The organism is Geodermatophilus sp. SYSU D00710, assembly GCF_054050195.1.
The window spans coordinates 15,681-36,471 of record NZ_JBJGYX010000039.1 but is presented as its reverse complement, the minus strand read 5'-3'; the positions used below and the strand labels follow the sequence as shown (position 1 = coordinate 36,471).

General features: G+C 76.6%; 22 protein-coding genes. 10 read left to right on the top strand and 12 right to left on the bottom strand.

What is annotated here, in order from left to right; all coding sequences use genetic code 11:
- Positions 1-4: 4 nt before the first annotated feature.
- From ACI78U_RS17035 to ACI78U_RS17020, 4 genes are all read right to left on the bottom strand, one after another.
- On the bottom strand, positions 5-1,498 hold the full coding sequence (locus ACI78U_RS17035; RefSeq protein WP_456876570.1) for an APC family permease: 1,494 nt from the start codon (positions 1,496-1,498) through the stop codon (positions 5-7).
- 104 nt (positions 1,499-1,602) lie between these two features.
- Positions 1,603-2,454, bottom strand: a complete 852-nt coding sequence (gene pdxY / locus ACI78U_RS17030) for a pyridoxal kinase PdxY (protein ID WP_456876569.1) — start codon at positions 2,452-2,454, stop codon at positions 1,603-1,605.
- Positions 2,455-2,487: 33 nt separating this feature from the next.
- Complete coding sequence (locus ACI78U_RS17025; RefSeq protein WP_456876568.1) at positions 2,488-2,895, bottom strand: four-helix bundle copper-binding protein; 408 nt, start codon at positions 2,893-2,895, stop codon at positions 2,488-2,490.
- 58 nt (positions 2,896-2,953) lie between these two features.
- The gene (locus ACI78U_RS17020) at positions 2,954-3,631 is read right to left on the bottom strand and encodes a DsbA family oxidoreductase (RefSeq protein WP_456876567.1); all 678 of its coding nucleotides are present in this window, start codon (positions 3,629-3,631) and stop codon (positions 2,954-2,956) included.
- A 216-nt stretch (positions 3,632-3,847) separates the two neighbouring features.
- Between ACI78U_RS17020 and ACI78U_RS17015 the strand changes: the two genes are divergently transcribed.
- From ACI78U_RS17015 to ACI78U_RS17000, 4 genes are read left to right on the top strand one after another with little or no spacing between them, the layout of a single operon-like run.
- Complete coding sequence (locus tag ACI78U_RS17015; protein WP_456876566.1) at positions 3,848-6,301, top strand: molybdopterin oxidoreductase family protein; 2,454 nt, start codon at positions 3,848-3,850, stop codon at positions 6,299-6,301.
- Entirely contained in the window at positions 6,298-6,783 is a 486-nt protein-coding gene (locus ACI78U_RS17010; RefSeq protein ID WP_456876565.1) for a hypothetical protein, read from the top strand. Before ACI78U_RS17015 ends, ACI78U_RS17010 begins: the two co-directional genes overlap by 4 nt.
- Positions 6,780-7,421 carry a hypothetical protein gene (locus ACI78U_RS17005; protein WP_456876564.1) on the top strand — a complete coding sequence of 214 codons (642 nt, stop codon included), beginning with the start codon at positions 6,780-6,782 and terminating at the stop codon, positions 7,419-7,421. Before ACI78U_RS17010 ends, ACI78U_RS17005 begins: the two co-directional genes overlap by 4 nt.
- Before the next feature lie 49 nt (positions 7,422-7,470).
- A complete protein-coding gene (locus tag ACI78U_RS17000; protein WP_456876563.1) occupies positions 7,471-8,355 on the top strand; it encodes a potassium channel family protein in 885 nt (294 codons plus the stop codon).
- An 18-nt stretch (positions 8,356-8,373) separates the two neighbouring features.
- Here ACI78U_RS17000 and ACI78U_RS16995 read toward each other — a convergent pair whose 3' ends face one another.
- Complete coding sequence (locus ACI78U_RS16995; protein WP_456876562.1) at positions 8,374-9,588, bottom strand: zinc-dependent alcohol dehydrogenase; 1,215 nt, start codon at positions 9,586-9,588, stop codon at positions 8,374-8,376.
- Between the two features lie 124 nt (positions 9,589-9,712).
- Here ACI78U_RS16995 and ACI78U_RS16990 point away from each other — a divergent pair, with 124 nt between their 5' ends.
- The 3 genes from ACI78U_RS16990 (at position 9,713) to ACI78U_RS16980 (ending at position 12,292) form a co-directional block, all read left to right on the top strand.
- Positions 9,713-10,663: a Gfo/Idh/MocA family protein gene (locus ACI78U_RS16990; RefSeq protein WP_456876561.1), complete on the top strand. Its 951-nt coding sequence runs from the start codon at positions 9,713-9,715 to the stop codon at positions 10,661-10,663.
- Positions 10,660-11,745: a zinc-dependent alcohol dehydrogenase gene (locus ACI78U_RS16985; RefSeq protein ID WP_456876560.1), complete on the top strand. Its 1,086-nt coding sequence runs from the start codon at positions 10,660-10,662 to the stop codon at positions 11,743-11,745. The genes ACI78U_RS16990 and ACI78U_RS16985 overlap by 4 nt, the downstream gene beginning before the upstream one ends.
- A gap of 145 nt (positions 11,746-11,890) precedes the next feature.
- Positions 11,891-12,292: a hypothetical protein gene (locus ACI78U_RS16980; protein ID WP_456876559.1), complete on the top strand. Its 402-nt coding sequence runs from the start codon at positions 11,891-11,893 to the stop codon at positions 12,290-12,292.
- Here ACI78U_RS16980 and ACI78U_RS16975 read toward each other — a convergent pair.
- The 3 genes from ACI78U_RS16975 to ACI78U_RS16965 all read right to left on the bottom strand — a co-directional run bounded on the left by ACI78U_RS16975 (position 12,289) and on the right by ACI78U_RS16965 (position 16,241).
- The gene (locus tag ACI78U_RS16975) at positions 12,289-13,089 is read right to left on the bottom strand and encodes a hypothetical protein (RefSeq protein ID WP_456876558.1); all 801 of its coding nucleotides are present in this window, start codon (positions 13,087-13,089) and stop codon (positions 12,289-12,291) included. The two genes, ACI78U_RS16980 and ACI78U_RS16975, sit on opposite strands and share 4 nt — an antisense overlap.
- Before the next feature lie 105 nt (positions 13,090-13,194).
- Positions 13,195-14,982, bottom strand: a complete 1,788-nt coding sequence (locus ACI78U_RS16970; protein WP_456876557.1) for a glycosyltransferase — start codon at positions 14,980-14,982, stop codon at positions 13,195-13,197.
- The gene (locus tag ACI78U_RS16965; protein ID WP_456876556.1) at positions 14,979-16,241 is read right to left on the bottom strand and encodes a glycosyltransferase; all 1,263 of its coding nucleotides are present in this window, start codon (positions 16,239-16,241) and stop codon (positions 14,979-14,981) included. Before ACI78U_RS16965 ends, ACI78U_RS16970 begins: the two co-directional genes overlap by 4 nt.
- Before the next feature lie 81 nt (positions 16,242-16,322).
- Here ACI78U_RS16965 and ACI78U_RS16960 point away from each other — a divergent pair, with 81 nt between their 5' ends.
- From ACI78U_RS16960 to ACI78U_RS16950, 3 genes are read left to right on the top strand one after another with little or no spacing between them, the layout of a single operon-like run.
- Positions 16,323-17,384, top strand: a complete 1,062-nt coding sequence (locus ACI78U_RS16960; protein WP_456876555.1) for a glycosyltransferase family 9 protein — start codon at positions 16,323-16,325, stop codon at positions 17,382-17,384.
- Positions 17,381-18,433 (top strand): glycosyltransferase, encoded by a 1,053-nt coding sequence (locus ACI78U_RS16955; protein ID WP_456876554.1) that lies wholly within the window; start codon positions 17,381-17,383, stop codon positions 18,431-18,433. Before ACI78U_RS16960 ends, ACI78U_RS16955 begins: the two co-directional genes overlap by 4 nt.
- Complete coding sequence (locus ACI78U_RS16950) at positions 18,430-18,606, top strand: hypothetical protein (RefSeq protein ID WP_456876553.1); 177 nt, start codon at positions 18,430-18,432, stop codon at positions 18,604-18,606. The genes ACI78U_RS16955 and ACI78U_RS16950 overlap by 4 nt, the downstream gene beginning before the upstream one ends.
- Positions 18,607-18,661: 55 nt before the next feature.
- Here the strand turns inward: ACI78U_RS16950 and ACI78U_RS16945 are convergent, their stop codons facing one another.
- The 4 genes from ACI78U_RS16945 to ACI78U_RS16930 all read right to left on the bottom strand — a co-directional run bounded on the left by ACI78U_RS16945 (position 18,662) and on the right by ACI78U_RS16930 (position 20,783).
- Positions 18,662-19,072, bottom strand: a complete 411-nt coding sequence (locus ACI78U_RS16945) for a rhodanese-like domain-containing protein (protein ID WP_456876552.1) — start codon at positions 19,070-19,072, stop codon at positions 18,662-18,664.
- On the bottom strand, positions 19,069-19,635 hold the full coding sequence (locus ACI78U_RS16940) for a cysteine dioxygenase (RefSeq protein WP_456876551.1): 567 nt from the start codon (positions 19,633-19,635) through the stop codon (positions 19,069-19,071). Before ACI78U_RS16940 ends, ACI78U_RS16945 begins: the two co-directional genes overlap by 4 nt.
- Positions 19,636-19,709: 74 nt before the next feature.
- Entirely contained in the window at positions 19,710-19,790 is an 81-nt protein-coding gene (locus ACI78U_RS16935) for a putative leader peptide (protein ID WP_425283680.1), read from the bottom strand.
- A 90-nt stretch (positions 19,791-19,880) separates the two neighbouring features.
- Complete coding sequence (locus tag ACI78U_RS16930) at positions 19,881-20,783, bottom strand: hypothetical protein (RefSeq protein WP_456876550.1); 903 nt, start codon at positions 20,781-20,783, stop codon at positions 19,881-19,883.
- Positions 20,784-20,791 lie beyond the last annotated feature (8 nt).

Genomic DNA, 20,791 nt, shown 5'->3' with positions numbered 1-20,791 from the left:
CGACTCAGCGCACCCGCGACTGCACCCGCGCCTCCCGGCGGACGCGGGAGTGCCGGTAGCCGTAGACCGCGTAGACCAGCCCGCCGATCGCGAGCCAGGCCAGGAAGCGCAGCCACGTCTCGATGCTCAGCATGAACATCAGGTAGAGGCAGGCTGCCGCGGCCAGCAGCGGCAGCGCGGGGGCCAGCGGCACGCGGAACGGGCGCTCGAGCTCGGGCCGGGTGCGCCGCAGCACCACCACCGCGAGCGACACCAGCAGGAACGCGAACAGGGTGCCGATGCTCACCAGGTCGGCCAGCGTGCCCAGCGGCACGAACGTGGCCAGCACCAGCACGAGCGCGGCGAACAGCAGCGTGATCCGCGCGGGGACGCCGGTGCGCGGGCTGACCCGGGCGACCGCCGGGGGCAGCAGGCCGTCGCGGCCCATGGCGAAGCCGATCCGGCCGATGGTGATCAGGTCGACCAGGATCACCGAGGTCAGGCCGGCCACCGCCGCGATCGCCACCAGGGACGCCGCCCAGCCCAGCCCGACCTGGTCGAACGCGTCGGCGATCGGGGCACCCTCGTCGATGCTGCCGTACTCGACCATCCCGACCAGGACGAACGCGACGCCGACGTAGAGCGCGGTGGCCAGCCCCAGCGTGCCCAGCAGGCCCAGCGGCACGTCGCGGGCCGGTCGCCGGGTCTCCTCGGAGAGGTTGGCCACCGCCTCGAAGCCGGTGTAGGCGAAGAACACGACCGCGGCGGCGGTGAGCACCCCGCCCATGCCGAAGGCGACCGGCTCCAGCCCGGCGACGACCTCGAGGAGCGGGCGGGACAGCCCGCTGCCGCCCTCGGCCGGTTCCGCGGGCGGGACGAAGGGCGTGAGGTTGTCCCCGCGGACGAACCACATGCCGGCCAGGACGACGAACACGCACACGGCGACCTTGACCACCACCAGCGCGCCGGTGACCCGGGCCGACTCCCGGATGCCGAGCACCGCCACGGCGGTGAGCAGCAGGACGATCCCGGCCGCGCCCACGTTCACCGTCGAGGTCTCGCCGAACAGCGACGGCGGCAGGTCGAGCAGGTTGCCCACGTAGCCCGACCAGCCGCGCGCGACGACGGCCGCGCCGAGCGCGAACTCCAGGAACAGGTCCCAGCCGATGATCCACGCCACCGCCTCGCCGGCGGTCGCGTAGGCGTAGGTGTAGGCGCTGCCCGCCGTCGGCACCGACGAGGCGAGCTCGGCGTAGCAGAGGGCGGCGAGCAGGGCGACCAGCCCGGCGATCGCGAAGGACACCACCACCGCCGGTCCCGCGTTGTTCTTCGCCGTCACGCCGGTCAGCGTGAAGATGCCGGTCCCGATGACGATCCCGATCCCGAAGCCGACCAGGTGCCGGGCCGACAGCCGCTTGCGCAGCCGCCCGTGCCCCGCCCCGGCGTGCGTGCCGCCGTCGCCCGCGTCCGCGCGGACGGCCTCCACCGACTTCGTCCGGAACAGTTCCACCCGGACCATGCTGCGCGCCGGGGGCGGCCCCTGCCGGGTGAGGGGATGGGACGGCCGCCCTTCAGGGCCCCGCGCCGAGCTCGCGAGGCGTGGGGGGAAGGGTGGTCCTTCGTCTACACCTCGTCGACGGGGAAGCTCCGCGAGGGCGAGACGAACTCGTCCTGCGCCGCGACCAGCAGGATCTCCCGCGACCCGGCCTCCTCGGTGCGGCGCAGCAGGCCCCACACGCTGGCCGCGGCCCGGGACAGCGCCTCGCCGGCCGAGCGGGTGTCGAGCCAGTGCGCGAGGAACAGCGCGGCGATCGCGTCGCCGGCGCCGTTGACCGACACCGACAGGCGCGGGGTGCGCACGCGGAAGTGCCGGCCGCCCTCGGAGGCGAGCAGGTCGACGGCGTCGTCGGGGGTGTCCTCGGCGACCAGCGAGGTGGTCATGACGACCCGCGGCCCCAGCTCCTGCACCGCGGCGACGGCGTCCTTCACCGAGGCCAGCGACCGCGTCGTCATCCGGGAGAGCAGGTCGAGCTCGTAGTGGTTGGGCGTCACCAGGTCGGCGGTGGGGACGGCGACCTCGCGCATGAGCTCCTCGATGCCCGGCCGGACGAACACGCCCCGCCCGACGTCGCCGATCACCGGGTCGCAGCAGTAGACGGCGTCGGGGTTGGCCGCCCGCACCCGCCCCACGGTGCCGACGACGGCGTGGCCGATGTCGGCCGAGCCCAGGTAACCCGACAGGACGGCGTCGGCGGTGCCGAGCACGCCGCGGTCGGCGATCCCGTCGACGACCTCCTCGACGGCCTGCCCGTCGAAGACCCGCCCGGTCCAGGCCCCGTAGCCGGTGTGGTTGGAGAACTGGACGGTGTGCACCGGCCACACCTCGACGCCGAGGCGCTGCAGCGGGAAGACGGCCGAGGAGTTGCCCACGTGCCCATAGGCGACGTGCGACTGGATCGAGAGGACGTTGACCATGGGGGCACAGGCTGCCATGCGCCCCCGCCCGGGTCAGCCCAGCGTGGCGACCAGGTCGCGGCAGGCCTGCTCGCAGCGCCGGCAGGCCTCGGCGCAGATCCGGCAGTGCTCGTGCACCTCCGCGTGGGCGGCGCACTCGTCGCCGCACGCCCGGCACGCCGCGGCGCAGGCCTCGAGCACCGCCCGGGTCAGGTCGGCGTCGTAGCCGGTGTGCCGGGACAGCACCCGGCCGGTGGCCTCGCAGACGTCGGCGCAGTCGAGGTCGGTGCGGATGCACGTCCGGAGGTCGGCGACCATCTCCTCGGACAGGCAGGCGTCGGCGCAGGCGGTGCAGGCCTGGGCGCACTCGACGCAGGCCTCGATGCAGGCGACGAGCCGCTCGCGGTCGATGCCGCCGAGGTCGGCGGGGTGGGCGGCGAGCATCCGGTCGGCGAGGGTCACGTCGGTCTCCGTTCGGTCGGTCGGACCGGGACGGCGGGTGCCGTCCCGGCGTACCCGGTCAGGAGGCGGCGTCGGCGGCGCGCCGCACGAGGTCCGCGTAGACGCCGGGGTCGTCGGTGTCGACCACCGGGTACCCGGCGTCGGCCCAGTGCAGCCCGATGCCCGGGTTGTGCAGGTCGGAGCCGTCGGCCAGGAAGAAGTGCGGGCTGCCCTGGACCTCGTCGGCGTGCGCCCGGTAGTCGGCCATCATGGCGCCGCGGGCCCGCCCGTCCTCCAGCGCCGCGGCCAGCGCGTCGGCGTCCACCCGGTCGCAGTCGCGGGCCACGTCGACCACCTCGTGGAGCATGCTGATGCACCGGCTGTCGCGGAAGAACGCCAGCCGCAGCGCCATGTCCAGCTGCTCGGCGGCCGCGGCGGACTGCTCCTTGGCCGCGTGCACCGCCTCGTCGGCCGGCAGCGCGGTCACCGGCCAGTCCGACGGCTCACCCTGCCAGGGCGCGATGCCGAGGTCGGGCTCGAGCGGGCCGACGACGGGGATCTCCGCCTGCAGCATCCGCATGGGGATGGCGAAGGAGTTGACGTCCTCGAGCAGGTACAGCCGGTGGTCGACGCGGACGCGGTCGTCGAGGCCCAGCCGGGACCGCGCGGCGTAGAAGCGCTGCAGCGCGACGGTGGACCAGGCGCAGACGACGTCGGTGTAGACGACGACGGTGCCCGGGGCGACGTCGACGGTCACGGGTGCTCCTCTCCGCCGGCGCGGTCAGCGCTCGGTGCCCGGCTGGCTGCGCCGGGTCCCGGGACTCCCGCGCCCGTGGTGACGCGACGGGATCGCGGTACCCCGCCGGTCGTCGTCCGAACGCCGGGCCGTTTCGCGGGGCAACCGTCGGGTGATCCCCCCGGGAGGACAGCGGCCGAGCAGGAGCCGGGGACCGACCCGACGAGGGGACCAGGCATGCCACGCACCGACCGGATCGCCGAGCCGTGGGGGACCCGCACGCCGTACGGGCCGGGGCAGACGTGGCCGGTGCGGGTCGACCAGCACCTGGCCGACGGGGTGACCGAGGACGACGTCGACCGCTGGGTGCAGGCGGCGTCGATCCTGCACTCGAACGGGGACGCCATGGACATCGCGGTCAAGGACGGTGCGATCGTCGGCGTCCGCGGCCGGGCCGTCGACCGGGTCAACCGCGGCCGGCTGGACCCCAAGGACCTCTTCGGCTGGCAGGCCAACGCCTCCCGCCAGCGGCTCACCCGGCCGCTGGTCCGCAGGGACGGCCGGCTGGTGGAGACCGACTGGGACACCGCCATGGACCTCGTCGTCCGGCGGACCCGGGAGCTGCTCGACGAGCGGGGCCCCGGGAGCATCGGCTTCTACAACACCGGGCAGCTCTTCCTCGAGGACTACTACACGCTCGGGCTGATCGCGCACGGCGGCATCGGGACGATCCACGTCGACGGCAACACCCGGCTGTGCACCGCGACGGCGGCCGCGGCGCTCAAGGAGTCCTTCGCCTGCGACGGCCAGCCCGGCTCCTATGCCGACGTCGACTCCGCCGACGTGATCGTCCTGTACGGGCACAACATGGCCGAGACGCAGGTCGTCACCTGGAGCCGGGTCCTCGACCGGTTGGCCGGCCCGAACCCGCCCCGGGTGGTCTGCGTCGACCCCCGCACGACCCCGGTGGCGCGGGCGGCGGCCGTCCACCTGGCCCCGCGCCCGGGGACCAACGTCGCCCTCATGAACGGGCTGCTGCACGAGATCGTGACCAACGGCTGGATCGACCGGGACTACCTCGACGCCCACGTGGTCGGCTTCGACGAGCTGGCCGAGCGCGTCGCCGAGTACCCGCCCGACGTCGTCGCCGGGATCTGCGACGTCCCCGCCGACCGGATCCGCGAGGCCGCCCGCGTCATCGGGACCGCCGAGCGGCTCTTGTCCACGGTGCTGCAGGGCTTCTACCAGTCCCACCAGGCCACCGCGGCCGCCGTGCAGGTCAACAACGTGCACCTGGTCCGCGGCATGCTCGGCCGGCCGGGCTGCGGCATCCTGCAGATGAACGGCCAGCCCACGGCGGAGAACACCCGCGAGGCCGGGGCCGACGGCGACCTGCCCGCCTTCCGCAACTGGTCCAACGACGCCCACATCGAGGACCTGGCCCGCATCTGGAACGTCGACCCGGCCCACATCCCGCACTACGCGCCGCCGACGCACGTCATGCAGCAGCTGCGGTACCTCGAAGAGGGGTCGATCCGGATGTTCTGGGTCATCTGCACCAACCCGGCGGTGTCCCTGCCGGAGCTGGCCCGCATCCGGTCGATCCTGTCCCAGGACCGGCTGTTCCTCGTGGTGCAGGACATCTTCCTCACCGAGACCGCGCAGCTGGCCGACGTCGTCCTGCCCGCCGCCACCTGGGGGGAGAAGACGGGCACCTTCACCAACGCCGACCGCACCGTGCACCTGACGGAGAAGGCGGTCGACCCGCCCGGTGAGGCCCGGCCGGACATGGACGTCCTCATCGACTTCGCCCACCGGCTCGGGCTGCAGGACAGGGACGGTGCCCCGCTGGTGAAGTGGTCCGACCCGGAGGGCGCCTTCGAGGCGTGGAAGGAGTGCAGCCGGGGGCGGCCGTGTGACTACACCGGCATCACCTACGACAAGCTGCGCGGCGGCAGCGGCATCCAGTGGCCGTGCACCGACGAGGCTCCCGAGGGCACCGAGCGGCTCTACACCGACGGGCGGTTCTCCAGCCATCCCGAGTACTGCGAGAGCTACGGCCGGGACCTGCTCACCGGGGCCCCGCTCGACCCCGACGAGTACCGGTCGATGAACCCCTCGGGCAAGGCGGTGGTCAAGGCGGCGGAGTACGTCCCGCCGCACGAGCCGACCTCGGCCGCCTTCCCGTTCGCGCTCATCACCGGCCGCACCCTCTACCAGTTCCACACCCGCACGAAGACCGGCCGGGCGCCGCAGCTGCAGGCCGCGGCCCCCCAGGTGTGGGTGGAGATGTCGGTGGGCGACGCCGGCCGGCTGCGCGCCCGGGAGGGCGACCTGCTCGAGGTCGCCACGGCGCGCGGACGGGTGCGGGCCCGGTTGCGGATCAGCGGCATCCGCGACGGCGTCGTCTTCCTGCCCTTCCACTACGGCTACTGGGACGTCCCGGGACGCGGACGCCGGCGCCGGGCCGCCAACGAGCTCACGCTCACCGACTGGGACGCCGCCTCCAAGCAGCCGATCTTCAAGACCGCGGCCGCCCGGGTGCGCAGGGTCCGCTGGTCGCGGCGCGGGCGGTCCTCGGCACCCACCACCACCGGCTCGGCCCCGGCGCGCGGCTCCCTCCCGCCGACCCGGGGCGGGCGGGCCGCCGAGGTCCAGGAGACCCTGGCGGACGAGGGAGGCCGGCGGTGAACCTCGGCCTGGCACTCGAGGAGCTGCACCGCTCGGAGAACTCCCTGGCGCACCAGCTGCTGGCCGTCGCCGAGCGGCACAAGGTCGACCACGAGGTGTTCCACCTCGGCCGCGACCTGGCCCGCTGGTCGCAGGACCACGTGCGACGGCTGGCGCCCTTCGGGGCCCGGTACGGCGTGGAGCTCGACCCCGAGCCCGCCGGTGAGCCGCGGCTGGTCGCGCGGCTCTACGAGGCGGTCAGCGACAGGCTCGGCCGGCGTTCGGCACCCGCGCTGCTCCTGCTGCGCGACCTGCGCAGCCTCCACATCCACGCGGTGGGCGTCTCGGTCGACTGGGAGATGGTGGCGCAGGCGGCACAGGGGCTCGAGGACACCGACCTGCTCGGGCTCGCGCAGCGCTGCCACCCGCAGACCCTCCGCCAGGCCACGTGGGCCAACAGCCGGATCAAGGAGTCCGCGACGCAGATCCTGGTGACGGGATGACCCGGCCCGGGACCCACGTCGTCCTCCGGCCGGTCGCGACGCCGCTGCCCCTGGGCTTCCTCGCTCTGGCACTGGCGACCACCGTGTTCGCCGCCGTCCAGCTCGGCTGGGTCCCGCCGACCGAGGGGCGGGTCGCCGCTCTCACCGCGCTGGTCGCCACGGTCCCGCTGCAGCTGCTCGCCTCGGTCGTCGGGTTCACCGCCCGCGACCCGGTCGCCGCCACCGGGATGGGTGTGCTCGCCGGCACGTGGGCCGTCGTCGGCCTGACCACGTGGACGTCACCGCCGGGCGCGACCAGCGCCGGCCTGGGTGTCCTCCTGCTGGCGGCCGGCGTCGCCATGGAGGTCTCCGCCCTCTCCGCGACGGCGAAGCTGGTGCCGGCCGCGGTGATGGGACTGGCCGGGATCCGGTTCGCCGTCACCGGTGGGTACCACCTCACCGGCTCGCCGGCCTGGCAGACGGCCGCCGGCTGGGTGGGGCTGGCGCTCGGCGTCCTGGCGGTCTACGCGGCGCTGGCCCTCGAGCTCGAGGGGTCCCACGGCCGCACCGTGCTGCCGCTGGGGCGCCGGGGTCCCGGGCGGGCCGCCGTCGAGCCGTCGGGCGTGGCCGGCGAGCCGGGTGTCCGCCCGCAGCTGTGAGGTCGGCGGCGTGCCGCGGTGGCGGCTCCCGGCTGGCAGGGTGGCCCGGGTGGGCGAGGTCCTCGGCTGGTCGGTCACCGCGGTGGGGGCGCTCCTCGTCCTCGTCGCCCTGCGCGACATCTTCCACACGATCTGGCACCCGAGCGGCCGGGGCTGGCTGAGCCGGCGGCTGCTGCGGGGCGTCTGGTGGGCCGGGCGCGGGCGGGTCGGACCGGTGACCGGGCCGCTGGCGATGACCGCGGTCATCCTGACCTGGATGCTGCTCATCGCCGGCGGCTGGGCGCTGGTCTACTGGCCGCACCTGCCGGACGGGTTCGCCTTCGCCACCGGGCTCGACCCCTCGGCGCGGGCCGGGCTGCTCGACGCGCTGTACCTCTCGGCGGTCACCCTGACCACCCTGGGGTTCGGCGACATCTCCCCGGAGGTCGCCTGGCTGCGCCTGGTCGTGCCCGTCGAGGCGCTCGTGGGCCTCACCCTCGTCACCGCCGCGGTGTCGTGGGTCCTGCAGGTCTACCCGGCGCTGAGCCGGCGGCGTGCGCTCGCGATCCGCCTGACGCTGCTGCAGCGGTCGGGCGCCGGGGACCGGGTGGCCGCTGGGGACTCGGCGCTGGCGCCGGCCCTCCTGGCACAGGTGGCGGCCGACGTGGTGCAGCAGCGCGTCGACCTCTTCCAGCACCCGGAGACGCACTGGTTCACCGACAGCCGCCCCGATGCCGCGCTCGCGCCGGCCCTGGACGTCGCGCTGGACCTGGCCGCGGCCGCCATGGCCGCGGCGGACCCCGACACCCGGTTCGCCGGCCGGCTGCTCGAGGCTGCCGTGCACGACTTCCTCGTGGTCGTCGACGACGAGTTCCTGCACACCCGGGCCTCCCCGCGGGACGTGCTGGACCGCTACGCCGACGCCCGCGGTGTCCGGCGGCTGCCGGCCGGCTGACCGGTCGGGGCGGGTCCCTCAGCTGCTCGGGTCCAGCGCGACCTTGGTCCAGCCGCTCTCCCGGCGGTCGAAGGTCTCGTACGCCTCGAGCACCGACGGCATGTCGCCGACCTGGGTGAGCACCGTCGTCGGGTCGATGGCGCCGGTGCGGACGAGGGTGAGCAGCTCGGGGACGTAGCGCCGGTGGTTGCAGTTGCCCATCTTCACGGTCAGGTTCTTGTTCATGGCCGCGCCGGTCGGGAAGCTGGTCATGTCCGGCGGGAAGACGCCGATGACCCCGATGCTCCCGGCCTTGGCCACGCACTCGACCGCCCACTGCAGCGACTGGCTCGGCGCGTCACCGGCCACCCAGGTGTCGCCCTGCGCGTTCCGCTCCGGAGCCACCTGCTGCCGCTCCTGCTCGAACTGCTCGGCCTGCTCCTGCGCCGCCTCGGCGGCCGGGCCGCTCTTCGGCCGCTGTGCGTCGACGCCGACCGCCTCGATGACGCGGTCCACGCCGACGCCGCCGGTGAGCTCCTGGACGACGGCGACCGGGTCCTCGGCGTTGAAGTCGACGACCTCCGCCCCGCGGGCCCGGGCCTGGTCCAGCCGGCTCGCCACGCCGTCGACGACCAGCACCCGCCCGGCGCCCTGCTGGAAGGCGCTGGTGACGGCGAACTGACCGACCGGGCCGGCGCCGAGGACGAGCACGGTGTCGCCCTTGCCCACCTCGGCCAGCCGGGCACCGAACCAGGCGGTGGGGTAGATGTCGGACAGCAGGATGGCGGCGTCGTCGCCCACCTCGTCGGGCAGCCACACCGGACCGACGTTGGCGAAGGGCACGCGGGCGTACTGGGCCTGCAGCCCGTCGACCGGGCCGGTGGTCTGCGGCCCGCCGAAGAAGCAGGTGCCCGCCGCCGGGCCGTTGGGGTTGGCGTTGTCGCACTGCGCGTAGTAGCCGGCGCGGCAGTACGAGCAGTACCCGCAGGCGATGGTGGAGGGGATGACCACTCGGTCGCCGGGGCGCAGGTTGCGCACACCCGGACCGGTCTCGCGGACCACGCCGACGGCCTCGTGGCCGAGCACGGTGCCCTCGACCATGCCGGTCATCGTGCCGCGCACGAAGTGCAGGTCGGTGCCGCAGATCGCGCTGGCGGTGATCTCGACGATGGCGTCGGTCGGGTCCTGGATGGTCGGGTCGGGGACGTCGTCGAGCCGGATGTCGCCGACGCCCTGCCACACCACTGCCTTCATGCCGGATCTCCCTGGGAAGTGGGACGGGGCCGCTGCTCGACCCGGCGGCGGCCTACCCGGGTGGTGTGCGACCCGAACCGGTACCGGGCGGTTGCGCAGCCCCGGCCGGGGGCAGGACGCGCCGGTGAGCACGCGCATCGGAGTGGTGGGGGCCGGGTTCATCGCCGGCCGGCACGTGGAGTCCCTGACCGCGCTGGACGGCGTCACCGTCGCCGGGGTCGCCGATCCGCAGGCCGACCGCGCGCGGCGGCTGGCCGAGCGGGCCGGGGCGACGGCGTACCGGTCCTGGGAGGACCTGCTCGACGCCGAGGCGCTCGACGCGCTCTACGTGTGCGTCCCGCCCGCCCAGCACGGTGCCGTGGAGGACGCCGCGATCGACGCCGGCCTGCCGCTGTTCGTCGAGAAGCCGCCGGCCGCCGACCTGGCCACCGCCGAGCGGCTGGCCGCGCGCATCGAGGCCGCCGGGCTGCTGACCGCGGTCGGCTACCACTGGCGCTACCTCGACACCCTGGAACGGGCCCGCGGACTGCTCGCCGACCGGCCACCGCGGCTGCTGCTGGGCGCCTGGCTGGACAAGGCGCCGAACGTGCCCTGGTGGGCGCGGCAGGACCAGTCCGGCGGGCAGACCGTCGAGCAGGCCACCCACCTGCTCGACGTCGGCCGGGTGCTGGCCGGCGAGGTGGAGTCCGGCTGGGCCACCGGCGGACGCTCGTCGGACGGGCCCGGCGACATCCTCGACGTCTGCACCGCGTCGCTGCGCTACGCGGGCGGCGCGGTCGGCACGTTCTCCAACAGCTGCCTGGCACCGCGCGGCTACCGGATCGGCGTGCAGGTGGTGGCCCCCGGACTCGGCCTCGAGCTCACCGAGCACGACCTGCGGATCACCGACGCCGACGGCGAGCGGACCGTGGTGCGTGCGGCCGACCCCATCACCGTCGAGGACACGGCGTTCGTCGCCGCGGTGCGCGGGGAGGGCGACGACGTCCGCGCGCCCTACGCCGAGGCGCTGCGCACCCACCGGCTCGCGGTGGCCGTGGCGCGGGCGGCGGCCGACGGCGGGACGGTGGCCCTGTGAGGGCGGTGCGGACCATCGGCGTCGTCCGGCCCGGTGAGCCGGCGCTGCTCGACGACACCGAGCCCGAGCCCGCGGCGGGCCAGGCGTGGGTGACCACGGAGTACAGCGGGATCAGCGCCGGCACCGAGGTCGCGCTGGTGCGCGGCACCGATCCGCACCACGTCGTGCACTGGGACCCCGACCTGCGCTCCTTCTCCGCAGGCGAGCCGGTCGTCGGCTACCCGGTGCACACGCTGGGCTACATGGAGGTCGGCCTGGTCACCGAGAGCCGCACCCCCGACCTCGCCGAGGGCACCCGGGTGGCGATGGCCTACGGGCACCGCACCGGCCGCTGTGCCGACCCGGCGACCATGCACGTGATCCCCGTCCCCGACGACCTCGACCCGCTGCTCGGCGTCTACCTCGCGCAGATGGGGCCGATCTGCGTCAACGGCCTGCTGCACGCCACCGCGCAGTTCACCGGGCCCGGCGGCGCGATCGGCGACGGCGTCCGCGACCGGCACGTGCTGGTCACCGGCGCCGGCGTGATCGGGCTGCTGTCGGCGCTGCTCGCGCAGCGGCACGGCGCCGCCGACGTCGTCGTCGCGGAGGACTCGCCCGGTCGCCGCGCCGTGGCCGGGGCACTGGGGCTGGACACCGTGGACGGCGACGCCTGGCGCGAGGTCAAGCAGCGCTGGCGGCACGCGCCGGGGGACGCCGGCGCCGACCTGGTGCTGCAGTGCCGCGGTCACGACGCGGCGCTGGCCACCGGGCTCAAGGCGCTGCGGCCGCAGGGCGTCGTGGTCGACCTCGGCTTCTACCAGGCCGGCGCCGAGCAGGTCCGGCTCGGCGAGGAGTTCCACCACAACGGCCTGGCGGTGGTGTGCGCCCAGATCAGCCGGGTGCCGCGCGGGATGGCCACCGCCTGGCCGCGGCGGGCCCTGGCCGACGTCGTCCTGGACCTGCTGCGCGAGCGCGGCGACGACGTCCGCCGGCACCTGGTCACCGACGTGCCGCCCTTCGACGACGGCCCCCGGCTGCTGGCCGACCTCGCCGGGCGGCGGCTGCCCGCGCCGCCGCTGCAGGCCGTGCTGCGGTTCTGACGGCGCCCGCTCCGCACGGCCCGGCGCGTCGCGCGGTGCGCCGCGGAGACCGACTTGTCCCGGAACCGGGACGGCGGGATCCTGCGGTCATCGCCGCGGCCGCCGGGTCGCCGGGCTGCGCGGCGCGGTCCAGGGGAGGGCCGCCATGGAGTGGGCAGTCGTCAGCGTCGTCGGCTTCCTGGTGCTGACCGGGCTGGTCACCGCCATGGCACGGAGCAACACCGCCCGATGGGAACGCGACCACCGCGCGGCACAGACCGCCGCGCGGGCGCAGGCGGCGCGGGGACGCAGCGTCTGGTCGGCCGCGCTGGGCCGCCGGCACGCCGAGCCGCGGGAGCACCCGCGCCGGGCGCACCTGCACCTGCCCCACGTGCACCTGCCGGCCGGGCTGGTGGCCCGGCTCCCGCACCCGCACGTGCCGCACCCCCACCTGCCCCCGCACCTCCGCCTGCCGCACCTGCGCCTGCCTCGGCGGGTGCGGACCCGCCGGCCGTCGGAGTCCCCGCGGGCCGGCGCCGAGGAGGACACGACCGGCGTGCCGTCCTAACCCGCGGCCGGGAACGGCAGCGTGCCGGTGCGGACGTCCCACGGCACCGCGCCGGACCGCTGCGACCACCGCGCGCCCTGCCGGGCCATCCGGCGCGCCGCCTCCTGCCGCGCCTCCGCCTGCCGGGCGTGCGCGGCCCGGGCCTCCGCCAGCCCGGGCGCGGTCACCCCGTCGGCGGTGAGCCGGCACGCGGCCAGGCGCACCCAGCGCACCCGGTCGCCGGCGTCCCGGACTCCCACGAGCAGGCCCCGGTCGTGGCGCCGCAGCGACAGCGCCGCGCCGCGCACCCCGGCCTCGGTGGCCGCGGCGGTGTCGGCGTCCGGGCCGTAGAGCCATGAGACCGACCGCACCGTGCGACGGACCCGGTCGTCCCGCGCCCGCCAGGCGGTGTCGGTCAGCGGCACGAGCTGGACCTCGAGGGCGGCGCCGAGCGCGTCGACGACGACGTGCAGGCCGGCGTGCCCGTCCCGTCCGGACACCGTCTCGACCCGCGGCCGGTGTCCCTGCCCGGTGAGCCACGCGGTCAGCGCGGGCCGGTAGCGGAGGGGGTCGTAGGCGCGGGCGGCCGTCGCGCCGCGGCGGACGAACCGACACGGCTCCTCGCCGGTGTGCCGGAACACCGGCCGCGCGCCGCCGTCGGCCACCACCAGGGACCCGCCGCAGCCGCCCGCCGCGAGCGCGCACCAGAACCCGCCGGCCTGCTCGGCCAGCCGGCCCGCCGACCCGGCGTCCTCCGGCAGCTCGACCGCGGCCGTACCGCGCGGCCCGTCGGTCACCGCCCACCGCAGCTCGTCCACGTCCCGGACGGTAGGAGCGGGGTCCGACAGTCCCGCCCGGGAACGGCCTTCATCGCGGTATCGGCACCTCCCCGGAGGTGCCGATATCGCGATAAAGGCTGATCTTCAGCGGGCGACGGCGCGGAACAGGTCGACCAGCCGGTCGGCGTGCGCGTCGAAGACGTGCCGCTCCCGCGCGGCCAGCGCCGCCCGGTGACCCGCCCGGGTCACGACCTCCTCGTGCAGCACCGCGGCGACGTCGTCGGCGGAGCGGTATAACAGCCCCGTCCCGTCCTCGCGCAGCACCCGCTCGACCGACACCCGCGAGCCCGGGTTGGCCTGCTGCAGCAGCGGCAGGCCCGCGGCCAGGCACACCGGCAGCCGGGCGGGGGAGTTGAGGTCGTCCCAGGTGGCCCGGCGCAGGTCGCCGCCGTTGGCCGAGTCGAAGCGGTGCAGCCAGCCGGCGTCGTGCCGGGAGAGCTCGCGCACCCAGTCCTCCGGCCCCACCGCCGGGTGCACGTGCACGAACCCCGGCGCGCGGGCCAGCGCCTCGTCCAGCCAGCCGGTCCAGGACCCCTTGGGCCCCGGCGCGCGCACCTGGCCGTAGAGGTGGGTGTGCACGCCGCGGTCGGCCAACGCGAGCACCCATTCCAGGTCCAGCCCGGAGGGCCGGCCGGCGACGGCGGCGTGCGGCTGCCCGTCGGCGTCGGAGAGCCTCGGCGAGAGCGGGGCGTCGAGCCAGTCGCGCTTGGGCAGGTCGCCGTCGAGGACGCCGAGGCGGGCGGGGTCGACCCGGCCGGACAGCGCCAGCGCGAACCAGTCGCGCTCCTCCTCGGTGGCCAGCAGCACCGCGTCCGCGCCGCAGACGAGGTCGGCCAGCAGCGGCCACTCCCCGCGGACGACACTGCGCTGCGGTGCCTCCTTGAAGTGCCACACGAACGGCAGGTCGGGGAAGGCCCGCCGCACCGCGTGCGCGAACGGCACCGCCCGCCAGTTCAGCTGCGCCCAGACGACGTCGGGGGCGAGGTCGCGCACGCCCTCGCGCCACGCGTCGCGGTCGAGGTCGGGCACGTGCCCGAACGGCAGCGGCCCGACGGTGGCGTCGCCCAGCGCGTCGCCGGTCCACAGCCCGGTGATCCGGTGGCCGCGCTCGGCCAGCGCCAGCACCCGCTCGGGGTTGAACGCCAGCTCCCCGACGACGAGCACCGACAGCCCGTCGGGGCGGGCCTCGTACGCCCGCGACCGGAAACGCGCGTACCGGGCGACCTCGTCGACCTCGCCGCCGTCGGTCGAGGCGAACCGCAGCGGCCCGGCCACCCGGTAGCGGGTGCGGAACACGTTGAGGCCGCCGTCGGAGGACTCGCGGATCGCCCGCGACCGCTGCCCGGGGTGCTGCGTCCACGCGCAGGTCACCCGGCCGGTGCCCGTCGTCGTCCCGCGGGCGGCGACCCGGGTCCACATCAGCCGGTCGAGGTCGTCGGTCTCCAGCTCGGCGCGCTCGGTCCACCGGTCGCCGGTGCGGCGGTGGGCCACCTGCACCAGCTGCGCGTACGGGGTGCCGGCCGGCTCGGCGAGCCCGGCGCGGACCAGCACCACCGCCGGGTCGGCCAGCCGGTCGAGCGCGGTGCCCAGATGGTCGGGGAACCAGACGTCGTCGGCGGGGAGGTAGGCCACGACCGGCGCGGTGGTGGCGTCCAGCGCCGTGTTGAGCGCCGCGCCCAGGCCGCGGTTGTCCTCGGTGCGCACCAGCCGCAGCCGGGGGTCGGGCGGCACGGCGACCGGTTCCCGCGAGCCGTCGTCCACGACCACCGCCTCCCACGCGGTCTCCTCCTGCGCGAGCAGCGACTCCAGCGCCCGGGGGAGGAAGGCCGCCTGGTCGTGCACCGGGACGAGGACGGCGACCCGCGGTCTCACGCGGCCGGCTCGAGGTCGGCGGCCGCCCCCAGCACCCGGTCGTAGACCTCGGCGACCCGCCCGGCGAGCGCCGGCCAGGCGTAGTCGGCCGCGCGGGCCCGGGCGCCCGCGGCCAGCCGGGACCGCAGCGCCGGCTCGGCGGTCACCCGGTCCAGCGCGGCGGCGAGCGCGTCGACGTCGCCCGGTGGCACCAGCAGCCCGGTGACCCCGTGCCGCACCACCTCGGGGATCCCGCCGACGTCGCTGGCCACCACCGGCAGCCCCGCGGCCATCGCCTCGGTGAGCACCGAGCCCATCTCCTCGTAGGCCGAGGGCAGCACCAGCACGTCGACCGAGGCCAGCAGCGCCGGCACGCGGGCGTGCTCGACGAAGCCGGCGAGGGTGATCCGGTCGGCGGCGGGGCTCTCCGCGGCCAGCCGCTCGACCAGCGGCCGGTCCGGACCGTCGCCGACGACGACCAGCGACGCCGTCTCGCGCATCCGGCCGAACGCGCGGACCAGCGTGCCGGGGCTCTTCTGCGGCGCCAGCCGGCCCACGTAGCCGATCCGCGGCCGGGCCACCCCGGGGAAGGCGTCGGCGGTGTGCCCGGTGAACAGCGCCGGGTCGAACCCCGACGGGATGGTCGAGATCCGGTCGGCGGGCACGTCGTCGTCGCGCAGGGCCGCCGCGGTCCGCCCGGTGAGGACGACGACGGCGTCGGCGTGCCGCAGCGTGCTGCGCTCGATCCAGCCGCCCACCGCGCGCAGCAGCCGCACCCTCGGCCCGCGGCCGGTGAGGGTGTGCCCGACGCTGCAGTGCACGGTGACCACCAGCGGGGCCCGGTGCACCCGGGCGGCCAGCCGGGCCAGCGGCAGGGTGGCGAGGTCCTCGCCCTGGTGGGCGTGCACGACGTCGACCGGTGCCCGCCGCCCGGCGCGCAGGACCGTGGAGAGCCCGCTCAGCGCCCACAGCTGGCGCAGCCGCGGCACGGGCAGTCCGGTGCGGTGCACCCGTCCGCCGCGGCCCAGCGGGGTGGTGCCCGCCGGGCCGGCCAGCCGCGCGGTGACCACCGTCTGCCGCACGCCCCGGGCGTCCAGGCAGCGGGTCAGCGTCGCCGTGTGGTTCTGCATGCCGCCGATCGGGTCGAAGCGGGCCGACCGGGAGTCGAGCTCGCCGGGGAGCGTCCCGGGACGGACCGGCCCCGGGGCTGCCGGTGGCTCGAAGACGCTGCACAGCCGCAGCACGTGCAGGGGACCGGCGGGGACGGCGGGGCGGGACACGCAGGGGACCTCCGGCTGTCGGGACGGGATGTGTAGTGCACCACGCGTTAGCGCACGGCACAGCCGGGGCAGAGGGCGCAGGTGATCACGCCGCTCGCCGACCCGGCCGTGCGCCGCCTGGCGCTGGTCCGGCTCCGGGTGGGCCTGGGCGACCTGCTGTGCACGGTCCCGGCGCTGCGCCGGCTGCGCGCCGCCCGTCCCGACGTCGAGGTGACGCTGGTGACCTTCGGCCGGATGGCGCCGGTGGTCGACCGCCTCGGCGGCACCGTCGACGACCTCCTGGCCTTCCCCGGCGCGCCCGGCATCCCCGACGGGCCGGTCGACGCGGCGGGGTGGCAGCCGTTCACCGCGGCCGCCCGCGCCCGCCGCTTCGACCTCGCGCTGCAGGCCTACGGCGACCGGCCCGCCGCCAACCGGGTCACCGCCGCGCTCGGCGCCCGGCTCACCGGGGGCTTCGCGCCGACCGGCTGGGACCCGCCGGCCGCCGCCGCGGCGCTGCACCTGCGCTACCCCCGGCACCTGCACGAGGCCGCGCGCCACGTCGCGCTGCTCGAGCACCTGGGCCTGCCGCCGGGCGGGGACGCGGCGATGGGCTTCCCGGTCACCACCGACGACGAGGCCGAGCACGCCGCCACGCTCGCCGCACACGGGCTCGAGCCCGGCCGGTACGCCGTCCTGCACCCGGGCGCCTCGGCGCCCACCCGCCGGTGGCCGGTGGACCGCTACGCCGCGGTCGGCGACGCGCTGGCCGCCGACGGGCTGGCCGTCGTCGTCACCGGGGTGCCCGGCGAGCGGGAGATCTCGGCGCGGGTGGTGGCCGCGATGCGCGCCCCGGCCGTCGACCTCACCGGCGCCACCAGCCTGGGCGGGCTGGCCGCGCTGCTGCGCGACAGCGCGGTGCTGGTCGGCAACGACACCGGCTCGGCACACCTGGCCGCCGCCGTCGGCGCGCGCAGCGTGACCGTCTTCCTGCCCGGCGACCCGGTGCGCTGGGCACACCCCGGTCCGCGGCACCGGGCGCTGACGCCGGCCGTCGCGTGCGCGCCCTGCCCGCACCTGGCCTGCCCGATAGAGTTCCGCTGCGCGCTCACGGTCCGGCCGGACGCCGTCGCCCGGGCCGCGCGCGAGCTGGCGGCCTCGTGAGGGTCTCGTTCGTCGCCGACTCCGATGCGTGGGGCGGCGCGGAGGTGTGGCTGACCCACCACCTGCGCCGGGCCGCCGACCACGGCGCCACCGCGTCGCTGGTGTGCGCCGAGCCGGTGGCCGCGGGGTTCGCCGGCCTGGACGTGCCGGCCGCCGTCGTCCCGCTCACCCGGCGCGCCGCCGCCGCGCCGGGGACCCGAGCGGCGCTGGCCGCGCAGCGCCCCGACGTCGTGGTGGTCAACCTGGTCGACCCCGCGTCCAACGCCGCCGCCGTCGCCGCCGCGCAGGAGGTGGCACCCACCGCCGGCGTGCTGCACCTGGTCGGCGACACGCGCACGGGGGAGGAGCGCGCCGTGCTGGCCGCCCTCTACCGGCGGATGGCCGCGGTGCTCAGCCCCTCGGAGCAGGGCCGCGGCCAGGTGGTGGCCGACCTCGGCGTCGACCCGGCGCGGGCGCACCTGGTCCCCAACGGTGTCGACGTCCCGCCCGACCCCGCCGGGCCGGCGGGCCGCCCGGTGCCGCGGGTCGGCGCGTTCGGCCGCCTCACCGCACAGAAGGGCTTCGACGTGCTGCTCGCCGCGCTGCGCCGGCTCGATGTCCCGTACGAGGCCGTCGTCGGCGGGGCCGGGCGCGACGGGGAGGCGCTGCGCGCCGCGGCCGCCGGGCTGCCGGTGACCTTCCCGGGCTGGGTCTCCGACGTCCGCGGCTTCCTCGCCGGGCTGGACCTGTTCGTCCTGTCCTCGCGGGTCGAGGCGCTGCCACTGGCGCTGCTGGAGGCGATGGCCGAGGGCCTGCCGTGCGTGGCCACCGACGTCGGCGACGTGCGCCGCGCGGTGGGGGAGGACGCCGTCGTGGTGCCGGTGGACGACGCCGGAGCGCTCGCCGACGCGATCGGCGGCCTGCTCGCCGACCCGGACCGGCGGGCGGACCTCGGGACGCGGGCCCGGGCGCGGGCGGTGCGGGACCTCGGCGCGGACCTCATGGCCGCCCGGACGTTCCGGGTGCTGTCCGGCGTGGCGGGCGGCCGCCGGGGTACCCGCCCGGCATGAGCAAGAACAACGACGCCGACGCCCAGCGCGCGGCCGCCCGCGAGGCGAAGAAGGAGGGCGTGGCGCCCAGCGCGGCCGGCGCCACCACCGGCGCCTCGAAGCAGACCCACCACGTCCGGAAGGGCGACGACCGGCACGAGCACTCCGGCGCGCAGGGCAAGAGCAAGACCTGAGGGGGGTCCGGGGCGGCGGCGTCCCTCCGTCAGGCGCCGCCGTCCCCGGACGGTCTCAGCCCGCCGGGCCGCTGGTCGTGGGCAGCCCGGCGGCCACCCACGCGCGGTGCCCGCCGATGACGTCGCTCGCGCTGGCCAGGCCCAGCGAGCGCAGTGCGTCGGCGGCCAGGCTGGAGGTGTAGCCCTCCTGGCACAGCACGACGACGTCGACGTCGTACCCGGTGGCCTGCGGGACCCGTGCGTCGCTCTCGGGGTCGAACCGCCACTCGAGGTGGTTGCGCTCGACCACCAGCGCGCCGGGCACCTCGCCCTCGGCCTCGCGTTGCGACTGCGGCCGGATGTCGACCAGCACCGCTCCGGCCGCCACGCGCTGAGCGGCCTCGGCCGGCGTCACGCGGGTGATCCGCGACCGGGCCTCCGCGAGCAGCTGGTCGACGCTCCTGGCGCCGGGCGGGCGGGTGCTCACCAGTCGACGCCGGCGCGCTCGGTGCCGGTGTGCAGCAGCCCCCCGCTCTCGAGGGCGTAGGTGCTCATCTGGTGGAGGGCCGGGGTGTAGGCGTGGACGCTCACGGCGGCCACCGTGCCCCGGTTGGTCACCCGGTGCACGTGGTGCGGTCCGAACGGGCGCACCCGCCCGGCCGTCAGCTCGGTGGACACCTCCCGGACCGCGCCGGCGCTGCCGCCGACGGTCTCCTCGGTCAGCGCACCCCGGACGACGGCGAAGGCACCGGCCGAGCCGCCGTGGTCGTGCAGCGGGGTGCCCTGACCGGGCAGCCAGGTCAGCAGCCAGACCTGCGTGGCGGCGAGGTCGGCGGCGAGCGAGGGGTCGAGCAGGCCGACGGCGTCGTCGAGGGGGAGCAGGCCGGTCCAACGGCTGGCGGCGCGGTACTCGACCCGCGGCAGCCAGGCGTCGGCGACGGCGGCCAGCGCGGCCGCGACCGCGGCGGTGGACGTGGTGCGGGCGGTGGTGGTGTCGGCCGTGAGCTCGTCGCGGGCGGCGTCGGACAGCAGGGCGGTGCGGGGGGTCATCGGGACTCCGGGTTCAGGGCGCGCGCCGGGCCCCTGCCGGGGGCGGGCGCGAGAGGTGGCGGTGGGTCGGGCGCTCAGGCGGCCGGACACAGCGCGCTGGCCACCCGCAGCAGGTCCACGGCGGACCGGCGGGTGAGCGTCAGGGCGGGTGCCACGCACCCATCCGACCTGCCGCTCCAATGTGTGTCAAGTCGATCGACGTGGTGCACTTTGGCGTGTCGCTCGTCGGGACAGGGTGGACGGCGTCAGGCCGGGAGCAGGACGGTGCGCAGCTCGTGGGCGCCGTCGGCGCGCGTCGCCTCGTAGTACCAGCGGGCACCCCCGCCGGGCAGCGCCACGACGTCGGCGTAGCGCAGCCCGTGCGGCGGGTGCGGGCTCTGCAGGTGCGGCCCGCCGGGTGCGGCGCGGAACCTCCCGCCGTCGAGCCGGGCCAGCCCGGTGCGCTCCTCCCAGTTCTCCGCCGCGGTGGCCCGGCCGTCGTAGAGCGCCCAGCTGCGGTCGCCGTCGAGGACGACGGTGGCGAACCGGACGCCGCGGGCGTCCCAGCTTCCCGGCGTGCCGGCCAGTGCGGTGCCCCGCCACGTCCACGCGACGCCGTCCGGGCTGGTCGCGTGCTCGGTGGTCATGCGGTCGGTGGCGTCGGGGTCGTCGAGCGGGTGCACCGAGGCCCACAGGTGCCACTGGCCGCCGTCCCACCGCACGACCGGGTCCTTGGGCGCGTCGGCGGCGCTGCCGGGCAGCACGGTGCGCGGCTCGGCGACGGCCAGCCCCTCGACGGTGTCGGCCTCGAGCAGGTCCACCCGCCAGTGCCGGGTGCCGGGTGTCGCGCAGCTGACGTAGAGCCGCCAGCGGCCCTCGGGCGTGTGCACCAGCGCCGGCCGCTCGAGCGACTCGGCGCCGAAGCGGTCCTTGCCGAGGGCGACGACCGGCTCGAAGCGCACCCCGTCGTCGGACCGGGCCACCACGTTGCCGAAGCCGCGGCCCTCGCCGACCGGGCGGCGCAGCCGGTGGGCCAGCCACCAGGTGCCGTCGACCAGCTGCGCCGACGGGGCGCCGGCCCACGAGCCCGGGCGCGGGTCCTCCGGTTCGACGACGACCTCGGCGTCGCTCCAGAAGCGGTCGGGCGCCGGGGGGCGGGGCGCGGTCACTCGACGGC